Annotated in this window: 16 protein-coding genes; 9 read left to right on the plus strand and 7 right to left on the minus strand. The window is 59.2% G+C overall.

Annotated elements, in window-relative coordinates; translation table 11 throughout:
* From ACR0J5_RS18745 to ACR0J5_RS18765, 5 genes are read left to right on the plus strand one after another with little or no spacing between them, the layout of a single operon-like run.
* Entirely contained in the window at positions 1-468 is a 468-nt protein-coding gene (locus tag ACR0J5_RS18745; protein ID WP_480656084.1) for an HPr kinase/phosphorylase, read from the plus strand.
* Positions 453-1,346 carry an RNase adapter RapZ gene (rapZ, locus tag ACR0J5_RS18750; protein WP_480656086.1) on the plus strand — a complete coding sequence of 298 codons (894 nt, stop codon included), beginning with the start codon at positions 453-455 and terminating at the stop codon, positions 1,344-1,346. Before ACR0J5_RS18745 ends, rapZ begins: the two co-directional genes overlap by 16 nt.
* Complete coding sequence (locus tag ACR0J5_RS18755; protein ID WP_480656088.1) at positions 1,343-1,750, plus strand: PTS sugar transporter subunit IIA; 408 nt, start codon at positions 1,343-1,345, stop codon at positions 1,748-1,750. The genes rapZ and ACR0J5_RS18755 overlap by 4 nt, the downstream gene beginning before the upstream one ends.
* Before the next feature lie 2 nt (positions 1,751-1,752).
* Positions 1,753-2,022, plus strand: a complete 270-nt coding sequence (locus ACR0J5_RS18760) for an HPr family phosphocarrier protein (protein WP_170328297.1) — start codon at positions 1,753-1,755, stop codon at positions 2,020-2,022.
* A 39-nt stretch (positions 2,023-2,061) separates the two neighbouring features.
* A complete protein-coding gene (locus ACR0J5_RS18765) occupies positions 2,062-2,961 on the plus strand; it encodes a lysophospholipid acyltransferase family protein (protein WP_480656090.1) in 900 nt (299 codons plus the stop codon).
* Positions 2,962-3,040: 79 nt separating this feature from the next.
* On the opposite strand, the gene ACR0J5_RS18770 is transcribed toward ACR0J5_RS18765, so the two are convergent.
* The gene (locus ACR0J5_RS18770) at positions 3,041-3,916 is read right to left on the minus strand and encodes a 3-hydroxybutyryl-CoA dehydrogenase (protein WP_480656092.1); all 876 of its coding nucleotides are present in this window, start codon (positions 3,914-3,916) and stop codon (positions 3,041-3,043) included.
* A 164-nt stretch (positions 3,917-4,080) separates the two neighbouring features.
* Here ACR0J5_RS18770 and ACR0J5_RS18775 point away from each other — a divergent pair, with 164 nt between their 5' ends.
* Positions 4,081-4,890 carry a DUF6473 family protein gene (locus ACR0J5_RS18775; RefSeq protein ID WP_480656094.1) on the plus strand — a complete coding sequence of 270 codons (810 nt, stop codon included), beginning with the start codon at positions 4,081-4,083 and terminating at the stop codon, positions 4,888-4,890.
* A 60-nt stretch (positions 4,891-4,950) separates the two neighbouring features.
* Here the strand turns inward: ACR0J5_RS18775 and ACR0J5_RS18780 are convergent, their stop codons facing one another.
* From ACR0J5_RS18780 to ACR0J5_RS18805, 6 genes are all read right to left on the minus strand, one after another.
* Positions 4,951-5,880 carry an electron transfer flavoprotein subunit alpha/FixB family protein gene (locus ACR0J5_RS18780; RefSeq protein ID WP_480656096.1) on the minus strand — a complete coding sequence of 310 codons (930 nt, stop codon included), beginning with the start codon at positions 5,878-5,880 and terminating at the stop codon, positions 4,951-4,953.
* Positions 5,880-6,638 carry an electron transfer flavoprotein subunit beta/FixA family protein gene (locus ACR0J5_RS18785; protein ID WP_480656098.1) on the minus strand — a complete coding sequence of 253 codons (759 nt, stop codon included), beginning with the start codon at positions 6,636-6,638 and terminating at the stop codon, positions 5,880-5,882. Before ACR0J5_RS18785 ends, ACR0J5_RS18780 begins: the two co-directional genes overlap by 1 nt.
* Positions 6,639-6,799: 161 nt before the next feature.
* Positions 6,800-7,372: a cob(I)yrinic acid a,c-diamide adenosyltransferase gene (locus tag ACR0J5_RS18790; RefSeq protein ID WP_480656100.1), complete on the minus strand. Its 573-nt coding sequence runs from the start codon at positions 7,370-7,372 to the stop codon at positions 6,800-6,802.
* A complete protein-coding gene (locus ACR0J5_RS18795; RefSeq protein ID WP_480656102.1) occupies positions 7,373-7,576 on the minus strand; it encodes a twin transmembrane helix small protein in 204 nt (67 codons plus the stop codon).
* Between the two features lie 82 nt (positions 7,577-7,658).
* Positions 7,659-8,486, minus strand: a complete 828-nt coding sequence (locus ACR0J5_RS18800; RefSeq protein ID WP_480656104.1) for an SDR family NAD(P)-dependent oxidoreductase — start codon at positions 8,484-8,486, stop codon at positions 7,659-7,661.
* A 70-nt stretch (positions 8,487-8,556) separates the two neighbouring features.
* Entirely contained in the window at positions 8,557-9,111 is a 555-nt protein-coding gene (locus ACR0J5_RS18805; RefSeq protein WP_480656106.1) for an SH3 domain-containing protein, read from the minus strand.
* Positions 9,112-9,365: 254 nt separating this feature from the next.
* Between ACR0J5_RS18805 and ACR0J5_RS18810 the strand changes: the two genes are divergently transcribed.
* From ACR0J5_RS18810 to ACR0J5_RS18820, 3 genes are all read left to right on the plus strand, one after another.
* Positions 9,366-11,714 (plus strand): DNA topoisomerase IV subunit A, encoded by a 2,349-nt coding sequence (locus tag ACR0J5_RS18810; RefSeq protein ID WP_480656108.1) that lies wholly within the window; start codon positions 9,366-9,368, stop codon positions 11,712-11,714.
* 98 nt (positions 11,715-11,812) lie between these two features.
* On the plus strand, positions 11,813-12,406 hold the full coding sequence (locus tag ACR0J5_RS18815; RefSeq protein ID WP_480656110.1) for a hypothetical protein: 594 nt from the start codon (positions 11,813-11,815) through the stop codon (positions 12,404-12,406).
* Positions 12,407-12,519: 113 nt separating this feature from the next.
* Positions 12,520-12,610: GTP-binding protein (locus ACR0J5_RS18820; RefSeq protein ID WP_215675807.1), on the plus strand; the 91-nt coding region annotated here is incomplete at its 3' end.

The following is a 12,610-nucleotide window of genomic DNA, read 5'->3' on the forward strand; positions in this document are numbered from 1 at the left end:
ATGGGCGACCAAACGCTTTCGAACACAGACAAAGGCGCCGACATTATCCATGCAACTTGCGTGGCCGTCGAGGGCCGCGGCGCATTGATTCTGGGGCCAGCAGGGGCCGGAAAATCGGGCCTGGCCCTGCAAATGATGGCGTTGGGCGCTGTGTTGGTCGGGGACGACCGGGTGCAGTTGCGTCTGATGGACGGACAGGTGGTGGCCTCGGCCGCCCCGAACCTGCGCGGCTTGATCGAAGCCCGCGGTATTGGCCTGTTGCGGGCGCATAGCGTGGACATGGCGCCGGTCCATTTTGTCGTCGACCTCAGTCAGACCGAACCGGCACGGCTGCCAGGCCGGTCAGAAATCAAAGTGCTGAGGCAAACTGTTCCCTTGCTTCGGGGGGGCGGCATCCCCAATTTGGCCGCAGCACTCGTACAATTGTTGAAAATGGGACGTGTGGACCCGGAATGGCCCAGCACATGACACAGCAGCAGCGCATCGTTCTGGTAACCGGCCCGTCCGGCGCAGGCCGCACAACGGCCATCCGCGTTCTGGAGGACCTGGGCTTTGAGGCCATCGATAACCTGCCGATGGGCCTGTTATCGCGCCTGTTGGACGGCGCACAGGGCGACCGCCCCATGGCTCTGGGGATCGATGTGCGGAACCGCGATTTCTCGACCACCGGGTTCATCGATCTGGCGGCCAAACTACGGCGGATGGAGAAGGTGGACCTGACGACCCTCTATCTGGATTGCAGTGATGACGTCCTGCTGCGGAGATTCTCGGAAACCCGCCGCCGCCACCCCGTGGCCACCGATGCAGGTCCGGAAACCGGCGTGCGTCAGGAAAAAGGTTTGCTCGTACCGATCCGTGGCGCGGCGGATATTCTGATCGATACCAGCCCCCTGAATGTCCACCAACTGCGCGAAGAGGTCGAGCGGTGGTTCGCCCCCAAAGGCGGACGGCATCTTGCGCTTTCTATCGAATCGTTTTCGTACAAACGCGGTCTCCCCCCGGGTTTGGATATGGTGTTTGACTGCCGGTTTCTGGATAACCCTTATTGGCGGCCCGAGCTGCGGTCGGAAGATGGTCGAAACCCGGATGTGGCGCACTATGTTCAGTCCGATACGAACTATGCACCGTTCTTTGACCGGGTGGTTGATCTGCTGAAACTGCTGCTGCCAACCTTCCGGGCCGAGGGTAAAGCGCACCTGTCCGTGGCCTTCGGTTGTACCGGAGGGCAACATAGATCCGTAGCGGTCGCCGAAGCTGTGGCAAAGGCCCTTGCGGAACAGGGGCAGCAAGTGGCAATTAGGCACCGCGAAATGGAGCGTCGATCGTTGAATGTGAGGCCGAATTGATCGGAATCGTACTCGTAGCACATGGGGGACTGGCCAAGGAATACCTTGCGGCCGTGCAACATGTCGTGGGGCCTCAACCCGGCCTTGTCGCGATTTCCATTGATCCCGACGATGATCGTGAGGCCAAGCAGGCCGAAATCTGTGCCGCAGCCGACCGTGTCGATGCGGGGGACGGGGTTGTCGTTGTGACAGACCTGTTCGGAGGCAGCCCATCGAATCTCAGCCTGCGGGCCTGTACGCCGCAGGATCGCCGTATCCTCTACGGGGCAAATCTGCCGATGTTGATCAAACTGGCCAAAACCCGCCACCTGCCAATTGCCGATGCCGTGCGGCAGGCGATGGAGGCTGGACGCAAATATATTAATGCGCAAAATGTGACCTTGGAAGAAGACCGGACAGATTAAGAATGACCAATCGAAGCCTGAAAATCATTAACGAAAAAGGTCTCCATGCCCGTGCCTCGGCCAAGCTGGTTGAGGTGGTCGAGGGGTTCGATGCGCAGGCCGAAGTTTCCAAAGATGGCTTTTCTGCATCGGGCGACAGCATTATGGGCCTTTTGATGTTGGCAGCCTCGCGCGGAACGACTATTGACGTCGAGACGTCCGGACCGGATGCTGAGGCGTTGGCCGATGCTTTGGAAACCCTGGTGAACGATAAGTTCGGGGAAGGGTTCTGACCCAATCGACCGTGTGACCAAGAACGGGAAGACCAGGAATTGGCGGAAACGACGCACGATACCAAGACAGGCCCGGTTGTAGACGGGCTCGAAGATCAGGGCGAAGTCTACGACCGTAGAACTCTGACCTACGCAAACTCTTTCGACGACGCCTGGACCTCGACAGCCATACGCGCCATCGAATGGTGCACGGGTAAGCTGACCATTTTGCGTATGGTCAATAAGTTCGAGAAGAAGAACGAGTACTATCGCGGTCAGCGGTTCTGGGGCGGCGCGCTTGAGACCATGGGGATCAAGCTGACAACGCCCGAAGAACAGATCGCGCGCATCCCGAAAGACGGCCCCGTCGTGGTGGTGGCGAACCACCCGCATGGCATGGTCGACGGGATGATCTTTGCCGAGCTGATCGGCCGGGTCCGGGGCGACTACCGCATCCTCACACGCTCGGTCCTGACCGGGCTGGATGAGGCCGCGACGTCGTTCATGATTCCGGTACCCTTCCCGCACGACCCCGAAGCGCAAACCAAAATGCTGGAAATGCGCGGCAAGTCGATGGAACACCTGAAAGACGGTGGGGTCGTCGCATTGTTCCCATCGGGCGTAGTGATGTCCTCGGACGATTGGTTCGGCCCCGCGCAAGAGCGGGAATGGAACGTCTTCACCGCCAAAATGATCCGCCGTTCGGGCGCCCGTGTGGTGCCGATCTTTTTCCCCGGCAGCAACTCGCGCGCCTATCAGATCGCCAACAAACTGTCGCCGATCCTGCGTCAGGGCCTGCTGCTGCACGAGATCGTCCGTTCCTGCAACAAACCGCAATCTCCGGTGATCGGCAAGCCGATCTCGGATGAGGATATGAAATTGCTCGAAACGGATCCGCGCGGCTTCATGACATGGCTGCGCGCGCATACCCTGTCTCTGGGCGAAAACCCCGACCGCTGATCCGCCTCTTCATCTGTCTAAAAATATCCCGGGGGTGAGCCCGGATAAAATCCGGGCGAGGGGGCTGGCCCCCTTACCCTCAGCGGGTAGGAACCGGAACCTCACCGCGGTAATCATAAAACCCGCGTTCGGTTTTGCGGCCCAGCCAGCCGGCTTCTACATATTTGGTCAGCAACGGACAGGGGCGGTACTTGGTGTCGGCTAACCCGTCATGCAGGACGTTCATGATCGCCAGGCAGGTGTCCAGCCCGATGAAATCGGCCAATTCCAAAGGCCCCATCGGGTGGTTTGCGCCCAGTTTCATCGACTCGTCAATCGAACGCACGTTTCCAACGCCTTCATACAGGGTATAGACCGCCTCATTGATCATCGGCATCAGGATGCGGTTCACGATAAAGGCGGGGAAATCTTCGGCGCTGGCCGAGGTCTTGCCCAGACGATCCACCACGGCCTTACAGGTGGCAAAGGTTTCCTCATCCGTGGCGATCCCCCGGATCAATTCCACCAACTGCATCACCGGCACCGGGTTCATAAAGTGGAACCCCATGAATTTCTCGGGCCGATCCGTTCTGCTGGCCAGCCGCGTGATCGAAATAGACGACGTGTTCGAGGTCAGAATCGTATGCGGTTGCAAATGTGGTTGCAGGTCCTCAAAAATTGCCTGCTTGATTGTCTCCCGCTCTGTCGCGGCTTCGATCACAAGGTCCGTCTGACCCAGCTCGGGCAATTGCAACGTTGTTTGAATCCGGCCCAGCGCGGCCTGCATTGCCTCGTCCGTGATCTTCCCGCGCGAGGCCTGACGGGCCAAATTCCCCTGAATTGTCGTCACGGCAGCACTCAGTGCGTCCTGATTCACGTCGTTCAGCACAACATCATATCCCGCCAGGGCCAGAACATGAGCGATACCATTGCCCATCTGTCCAGCGCCGATCACTCCGACTGATTGTACGTCCATGTTTTTTATGCCTCTGAGTCTCGGGATTGGTGGGACAGTACCGGCAGATCGGTGGGGGCGGCAAGGGGATCGGGCGCATCCAATTTGCTTCAAATGCGCACATTAGCACTTTCTAAAGACATGCGGCTGTAAGATGGCAACCGGGTGAAAAATGGGTGAGTGTTATGAGCTATCATCAAACAGGCTCGGCGGGGGCCGGGCATGCCGTATGCCAATACGGTGAATCGCGCCTTTGGTTCCGGGGGCCAAAACGGTCGCTGGACTCGGCGTACATGGCCTGTGTGGGCGGGGACGAAACCTATGGGCGTTTCGTCGAACGCCCCTTTTCAGCGATTCTCGAAGGCAAGCTGGACCGGCGCTGTCTGAATCTGGGCAGCCTGTTTTGCGGAGTTGAGGCCGTCTGCGGTGATGCAGGACTGTTCGATCTGATGAGCAGGGCAGAGCTGTGCATTCTTCAGGCTCCGACGATCCTTGGGCAGTCGAATCACTTTTACCGCGTCCATCCGCGCCGCAATGACCGGGTCCTGGCGCCGACGCCAGACCTGATTGCTCTTTACCCTGAGATTGACTTTGCCGAGGTGCATTTTGTTCGTCATCTGGTGACCCTTTTGCAGAACCGACAGGACGCGCGTTTCGAAATGGTAGCCGAAGAATTGCGGTGCAATTGGGTGCAAAAGGTCAGCAATCTTCTAACCCGCTTAGATACGCCAGTCATCCTCTTGAACCTGCGCGTAGACGAGCACCTTCAAGGACAACAACAACCGGTCGCAGTCACGACTGAGATGCTGACGCGTCTCAAGCCGCATTGTGCCGACGTCATTGAGATCGCAGTCAGTGTATCCGGCCAATCGGATGAGCTTGAGGATATGCTGTTCGGAACCCTGCAACAGCCGATGGCGGAACATATGATCGGTCCGGCCGCGCATAGGGCCATTGCGGATGCGTTGTTTGGCCCGGTAAGGAACCTGAACTGAAAAAGGCCCGCCTTTTGGCGGGCCTTCCCAGATTTTTCGACGAAAAATCTTTGCCTTCGATCAGCCGAGTTTTTCGGTCAGTTCCGGCACCGCTTGGAACAGGTCTGCGACCAGACCGAAATCTGCGACCTGGAAGATCGGTGCTTCTTCGTCCTTGTTGATCGCGACGATAACCTTCGAGTCTTTCATACCCGCCAGGTGCTGAATCGCGCCCGAGATGCCGACAGCAACGTACAGATCGGGGGCAACAACTTTACCGGTCTGACCCACCTGCCAGTCGTTCGGCGCATAGCCCGAGTCAACGGCCGCGCGCGATGCGCCAACAGCCGCGCCCAGCTTGTCGGCCAGTGCTTCGATCAGCTTGAAGTCGTCTTCCGAGCCAACGCCACGGCCGCCCGACACAACGATGCCAGCCGAAGTCAGTTCCGGACGGTCGCTTTCGGCAACCTTGTCCTCGACCCAGGACGACAGACCGGGGTTTTCTCCGACCGAGATGGTCTCAACCGGGGCCGAGCCGCCTTCGCCCGCAGCGTCAAAGCTGGCGGTCCGCAGGGTGACGACCTTTTTGGCGTCGTTCGATTTCACGGTCTGGATTGCGTTGCCCGCATAGATCGGACGCTCGAAGGTCGAACCGTCAACCACGCCGGACGCATCCGAGATCACCATCACGTCCAGCAGCGCAGCAACGCGCGGCATGACATTCTTGGCGTCGGTGGTCGCAGGGGCCACGATATGCTCGTAACCATCGGCCAGCGATACGATCAGCGCCGCAGTCGATTCCGCCAGGCGGTGGCCCAGCGATTCGTCTTCGGCGACCAGAACCTTGGCAACACCGTCGATCTTGGCGGCGGCCTCACCGGCAGCGGCGGCGGAACCACCTGCAGCCAGAACGGTCACATCACCCAGAGCTTTTGCGGCGTTGACGGCCTTGGCGGTGGCGTCCAGCGACAGCTCACCATTGTTGACTTCTGCCAGAAGAAGAACAGCCATTACACAGCCCCCGCTTCTTTGAGTTTCTCGACCAGCTCGTCGACCGAGCCCACAACGATACCCGCGGCACGTGCCGGCGGCTCTTCGGTTTTGACCACTTCCAGACGCGGAGTGACGTCGACGCCGTAATCGGCTGCGGTCTTCTCATCCAGCGGCTTTTTCTTCGCCTTCATGATGTTGGGCAGCGACGCATAGCGCGGCTCGTTCAGACGGAGGTCTACGGTTACGATGGTCGGCATCTTGACGGTGATGGTCTGCAGGCCGCCGTCCACCTCACGGGTGATCTTGGCGCTGTCGCCTTCGATGTCCACTTCCGACGCAAAGGTGCCTTGCGACCAGCCCAGCAGGGCCGACAGCATCTGACCGGTGGCGTTCATGTCGTTGTCGATCGCCTGCTTGCCCGCCAGAACCAGACCGGGCTGCTCTTCCTCGACCACTTTGGCCAGGATTTTGGCGACAGCCAGAGGCTCGATATCGGTGTGGACGTCATCGGCTGCGACAACCAGGATCGCACGGTCTGCACCCATGGCCAGCGCGGTCCGCAGGGTTTCCTGCGCCTGCTTGACACCGATCGAAACGGCAACGACTTCGTCGGCCTTGCCCGCTTCTTTCAGACGGATCGCTTCTTCAACCGCAATCTCGTCGAACGGGTTCATCGACATTTTGACATTGGCGAGATCAACACCGCTACCGTCCGCTTTCACGCGGACTTTCACATTATAGTCAATCACGCGTTTGACAGGTACCAGTACCTTCATTTTAGCGCTTTCTCCTCAAAAAACGGTAAGCCGCGAAGCGACTCCACCAATGCTCTCGGGGCATTGCATAGCGTCTCAATCCCCCGTGCAACAGAGCAAAATCGTCATGTCATGGGCTTGGGACGTCGCGTTTCGTGTTTTTTGACGTCACGGCCCTGTGGTTAACGGTTTGCCCCCGGAATCCACAGCACGTCCGCAGTGCCGTTTTCGTTGGCACAGCGGGCGGCCACAAAGAACCAATCGCTCAGACGGTTGAGGTATTTTACGGCGACCTCGTTCACCGGCTCCATATTGGTCAGCTCAACCGCCAGCCGCTCGGCCCGGCGCGACACGGTCCGGCACACATGCAGGTGCGCGGCCAGACGGGAGCCACCGGGCAGGATAAAGCTGCGCAGCGGTTCCAGCGCGTCATTCATGGCGTCAATCTCGGCCTCAAGCCGGTCAATCTGCGAGGATACGATGCGCAGCGGCGTGTATTCGGCCTCGGCGTCCTTTTCCATGTCGGGGCGGCAGAAATCGGCGCCCAGATCGAACAGGTCGTTCTGGATGCGGGACAGGGCGGCATCGACGTCTCCCTCGGCCTCGGTTCGGGCTACGCCAACGAAGGAGTTCAGCTCATCCACGGTGCCATAGGCGGCTACGCGGCCTGAGTATTTTGCAACCCGCTCACCATTGCCCAGCGCCGTTTTGCCGTCATCGCCGGTGCGCGTATAGATTTTGTTGAGTACGACCATTTACTGTCCTCCTTGTCCGCGCAGCCAGACGTAGAGCACGATCAGCACCACGGCAATGAACTGAAACAAAATCCGCAGCTGCATCATCTTGTTGCTTCTCAGCGCGGCGTTTTTACCGGGTTTGCCGAAATTCGAGATGCCGATCACCAGCACGACGACAACCGCCGCCATGGCCAGCAACAAAACGACCATCAAAAGGTCCATGGATACCACCGTCCGCTTGTCTTGTTTTCCTGAGGCTACCATCTAGACCCGCAGGTGTGAAAAGCGAACGGGTAATTTCGCCTCAGACGTCTGACAGGATGCGGTCGATGGTGCGCGTGGGCAGAATGCGCCGCAGATACCCGGCGATATAGGTGGGCGTTGTCACGTAGTACCGCGGGCGTGGGCGTTTCGATTCGACCGCATGGGCCAGCTTGTCAGTCACAGCCGAAGCGGGCAGTTCGAACCGGTCCGGCCCTGAGGATTCGTACAGTCTTTTCAACAAGGACGCCTCGTACCGGTCGCGCAGGGCCGAGTTCTGCCAGTTGATGAAACGCTCGAACATTGGGATCGAGTTTTCGCGGATTTTCGAGGTGATCGGGCCGGGCTCGATCAGGACGACCTTGATGTCAGTATCCGCCAGCTCCAGGCGCAGCGTGTCGGTCAGCCCTTCGACCGCATATTTTGTTGCCACATAGGCCCCGCGCCACGGATACGCCACCAGACCCAGCACGGATGAGTTCTGAACGATTCGCCCGTGCCCCTGCGCCCGCATGACCGGAATCACCTGCCGGGTCAGTTCGTGCCAGCCAAAGAAGTTGGCCTCAAATATCTGGCGCAGACCATCTGTGGGCAAATCCTCGACCGCGCCGGGCAGGCCGTGGGCCCCGTTGTTGAACAGCGCGTCCAAGGTGCCGCCGGTGGCTTCAAGCACCGAAGCCAGGCCCGACGTGATGCTATCTGCATCGGTATAATCGATACGCGGGCTTTCGAACCCCTGCGTCCGCAATCTGTCGCAATCGCGCTGCTGCTTGCAGGATGCAAAGACACGCCACCCGCGCGCGCGCATGCCGTGGGCCGCATCCAGACCAATGCCCGACGAACAACCGGTGATCAGAATGGTTTTTTGCATTGTCTCCCCCGCCCTTTATTCTCAGCCATAGCTATGGCGAGCATTGGGGCAGGACAATGACACGACTGCGTTAGTTTGCTGATTTTCGCACCAGCGACGCGGAAATCCAGCCAACCTGTCGCTGCGGCAACACGCGCAGACGCAGCCAGCCGGTGCCGGATTCGCCAAGAACCTCGACCTTCTGGCCGATGCTGGCTTTGCCGATGATCGGATAGATCGTGCCCGGCCCGTCGCGCATGTTCACACGGGTGCCAGAGATTTCGCGAATGTCCTTTTCCACTTCGGGCAACGCGGGCGCCTCGGAGGCGGTATCGGTTGTCTCATCCGTGACCTGCTGCAGGCCGGCGACGCCGTCCTCAAGCGAGGCAAGGGTGATATTGGCGCTTTGATCTTCGAACACGGTCAGGTTCGAAAAAGACGCGAGGCTGGCATCATCGGCCACAATCTCGACCACGTCTTCGATGGCAGGTTGGGGTTCCGCGCGCGACGCAGGTACACGGGCCGCAACATTGGTCACAAGCTCTTCGGCGCGAGCCCGGGAAGCAGAAGGTACAGAGGTTGAGGCCACCTGAACGGGTTGTTCACTGCGCAGGCCGCGCGGTTCAAAATCAGGTCCGTCGCTCATTACGTAAAAGCACCAACCGAGTGCAGCAAAAGTCATAACAATAAGGCGCGTCATGGCGCATCCCCCAGTAATCGTAAGAAACAAGAAATAGGCAGCAGTCTAATCCGATCAGACTAGCATATTTTCAGACCCGAGTCGAAAAACGGGGGAAATCGGGGGGTTGCCTCCCCCTGTTGCAAAAAGCGCCACTTGTCCCCAGCAAAATATGCGTTGGTTGCTTTACCGCGCCGCGCTTGCATTGTACCACATCATATATGAACGATACGATCGACGACCCCAACATGGAGGCCCCCGAGGGTGGGGGCGAGGTAGCCGAACCGCTGCGCCGCGCAATTGGCGAACGCTATCTGACCTACGCTCTGTCCACCATCATGCACCGGGCACTGCCCGATGCGCGGGACGGGCTGAAGCCGGTTCACCGGCGAATCCTTTATGCCATGCGCGAGCTGCGACTCAGCGCGACGGGCGGATTCCGTAAGTCGGCCAAGATTTCGGGCGACGTGATGGGCAACTATCACCCGCATGGCGACGCCGCGATTTATGACGCGATGGCGCGTCTGGCGCAGGATTTCAACGTCCGCTACCCGCTGGTCGACGGTCAGGGGAATTTCGGCAACATCGACGGCGATAACCCGGCGGCCTCGCGATATACCGAGGCGCGGATGACCATCGTGGCCGAGGCTCTGCTTGAGGGTCTGAACGAAGACGCCGTCGATTTCCGTGACAACTATGACGGCACTCTGACCGAACCGGTTGTACTGCCCGCGCAGTTCCCGAACCTGTTGGCCAACGGTGCCAGTGGGATTGCGGTGGGTATGGCGACCAATATCCCGCCGCACAATATCTCGGAACTCTGCGACGCCTGTCTGCATCTGATCAAAACGCCGGATGCGCGCGACGACACGCTGTTGAACTATGTGCCCGGCCCGGATTTCCCAACCGGCGGTGTGATCGTCGAACCACCCGAGAATATCGCGCAAGCCTATCGCACCGGGCGTGGCTCGTTCCGCCTGCGCTGTAAGTATGAGGTTGAGGATCTTGGCCGTGGCCAGTGGCAGATCGTGGTCACCGAGATTCCCTATCAGGTTCAGAAATCCAAGCTGATCGAAAAGATCGCAGAACTGATCCAGACCAAGAAAATCCCGATCCTCGGCGATGTGCGCGACGAATCCGCAGATGACATCCGCCTGATCCTTGAACCGCGTTCCAAAAACGTGGACCCCGAGGTGCTGATGGGCATGCTCTACCGCAGCTCGGACCTTGAGGTGCGGTTCAGCCTGAACATGAACGTGCTGATCGACGGCGTGACGCCCAAGGTCTGTTCGATGAAGGAAGTGCTGCGCGCCTTCCTCGATCACCGGCAAGAAGTTCTGCTTCGTCGTTCGCGCCACCGTATGGCCAAGATCGACCACCGGCTTGAGGTGTTGGAGGGCTTTATCGTCGCCTTCCTGAACCTCGACCGTGTGATCGACATCATCCGTTACGACGACGATCCCAAGGCGGCGCTGATGCGCGAGGATTGGGGTGTCGACCACGTCCGCGCCACCAGCGAGGCTGACTATGTCTCACCCAAGCCGGGCGAGGGCGAGCTGTCCGAAGTTCAGGTTGACGCCATCCTCAACATGCGCCTGCGCAGCTTGCGTCGTCTGGAAGAGATGGAGCTGGTGCGTGAGCGCGATGCGCTGATGGAAGAGCGTGCCAATCTCGAAGACCTGCTGGCCGATCCGGCCCTGCAGTGGGCCAAGATCGCTGAACAGCTGAAAGAGACCAAGAAGACCTTCGGCAAAGACTACGAAGGCGGCGCGCGGCGCACCGCACTGGAAGAGGCCGGTGAGGTCGAAGAGGTCCCGCTTGAGGCGATGATCGACCGCGAACCGATCACGGTCGTCTGTTCTCAGATGGGCTGGATTCGCGCCATGACTGGCCATATCGACCTGAAGCGCGAGCTCAAGTTCAAGGACGGCGACGGCCCGCGGTTCATCTTCCATGCCGAGACGACTGACCGCTTGCTGGTGTTTGCCTCGAACGGACGGTTCTATACGGTCAGCGCCGCCAACCTGCCCGGTGGTCGGGGAATGGGTGAACCGCTGCGCCTGATGGTCGATCTGCCGAACGAAGCACAGATCGTCGACATCCTGATCCACAAGCCAGGGCGCAAGCTGTTGGTGGCCTCGGATGCGGGGAACGGATTCATGGTGCCCGAGGATGACGTGCTGGCCCAGACCCGCAACGGTAAACAGGTGCTGAACGTCAAAGGCGACGAGACGGCGGTGATCTGTAAACCGGTTGCAGGTGACCACGTGGCGGTGGTCTCGCAAAATGGTAAGTTCCTGGTCTTCCCGACCGAGGAACTGCCCGAGATGACCCGTGGCAAGGGCGTGCGCCTGCAAAAATACAACATGGCGCGCGGGCGGCAGGGCACGCTTGAGCTGGATGGCGGTTTGTCCGACATCACCACCTTCAACTGGGAAGAGGGCCTGAAATGGTCCATGGGCGGCGACAAAACCCGGCACGAGGCGGATATGTCCCAATGGCTGGCCAAACGCGCCAGTGTCGGGAAAAAACCGCCCTATGGCTTCCCGCGCGACTATAAATTCTCGTGATAGCGGGCCTCCGTAGGAGGAATTCCACCGATACGGCTTGGCACAACCCGTATCGGTGCGCTAGATCAATAAAAAACAGGCCTATCGAGACGAGAGACATGCTGCGCATTCTGACCCTGATCACCGGATTGGCCCTGATGGGCGCCTGCACACAGACGCAGGTTTATGAGGAACCTGAATCATTGGGTGAATTCAAGTTGCGGGTCAACTACGCCTTTGCCGATAAGGCGGTGCAGGGCCCGGTGTCGCGCGATGCGACTCCGGATGAGTGGACCGCCGCAATTCAGAATGCGGTTGATATTCGCTTGGGCCGGTACTCGGGTGCGCAGGAATATGACATCGGTATCAGCCTCGAAGGTTATATGCTGGCGCCTCCGGGCATTCCGGTCATTTACAACCCCAAAAGCACCGCGATCGTGTTGGTTAACGTTTATGACGTGAACAACAAAGAGTTTCTTGCCAAGGGAAAGCAGTTCCAGGTTCTCGAAGACACGACCGGAGAAAGTGCGCTGGCAGGATCGGGCCATTCGCGCACCAAAGAAGAACAAATGAGCGGTCTGTCCCTGAAAGTCGCCGACCGAGTCGAGGAGTGGCTGGCCGAAGAACATCAGGCGAACGGCTGGTTCCAGCGGCGTCCGGACTTGATCCAACCCCTCGATTCCAGCGAGTTGACCCAAAATCCGGCATCTTAACCTGCTTTTCACGCAGGATGTGCTTGATTTTCCCCTTTGAACCAAATATCTCGCGCGCGCAGATGTAACCACGGGACCAAGGGTCCCCCAAATCGCAAAAGGGCGCCTGAGGAATGGCAAAGGAAAAGTTTGAGCGTACAAAACCGCACGTCAACATCGGCACGATTGGGCACGTTGACCACGGTAAAACGACGCTGACCGCAG

The organism is Ruegeria sp. BE1 (genome assembly GCF_056538885.1).

Coding starts and splice junctions, on each gene's coding strand:
- ACR0J5_RS18745 (WP_480656084.1), top strand. CDS start 1: ATGGGCGACCAAACGCTTTCGAACACAGACAAAGGCGCCGACATTATC.
- rapZ (WP_480656086.1), top strand. CDS start 453: ATGGCCCAGCACATGACACAGCAGCAGCGCATCGTTCTGGTAACCGGC.
- ACR0J5_RS18760 (WP_170328297.1), top strand. CDS start 1,753: ATGACCAATCGAAGCCTGAAAATCATTAACGAAAAAGGTCTCCATGCC.
- ACR0J5_RS18770 (WP_480656092.1), bottom strand. CDS start 3,916: ATGGACGTACAATCAGTCGGAGTGATCGGCGCTGGACAGATGGGCAAT.
- ACR0J5_RS18775 (WP_480656094.1), top strand. CDS start 4,081: ATGAGCTATCATCAAACAGGCTCGGCGGGGGCCGGGCATGCCGTATGC.
- ACR0J5_RS18780 (WP_480656096.1), bottom strand. CDS start 5,880: ATGGCTGTTCTTCTTCTGGCAGAAGTCAACAATGGTGAGCTGTCGCTG.
- ACR0J5_RS18785 (WP_480656098.1), bottom strand. CDS start 6,638: ATGAAGGTACTGGTACCTGTCAAACGCGTGATTGACTATAATGTGAAA.
- ACR0J5_RS18790 (WP_480656100.1), bottom strand. CDS start 7,372: ATGGTCGTACTCAACAAAATCTATACGCGCACCGGCGATGACGGCAAA.
- ACR0J5_RS18795 (WP_480656102.1), bottom strand. CDS start 7,576: ATGGACCTTTTGATGGTCGTTTTGTTGCTGGCCATGGCGGCGGTTGTC.
- ACR0J5_RS18800 (WP_480656104.1), bottom strand. CDS start 8,486: ATGCAAAAAACCATTCTGATCACCGGTTGTTCGTCGGGCATTGGTCTG.
- ACR0J5_RS18805 (WP_480656106.1), bottom strand. CDS start 9,111: ATGAGCGACGGACCTGATTTTGAACCGCGCGGCCTGCGCAGTGAACAA.
- ACR0J5_RS18810 (WP_480656108.1), top strand. CDS start 9,366: ATGAACGATACGATCGACGACCCCAACATGGAGGCCCCCGAGGGTGGG.
- ACR0J5_RS18815 (WP_480656110.1), top strand. CDS start 11,813: ATGCTGCGCATTCTGACCCTGATCACCGGATTGGCCCTGATGGGCGCC.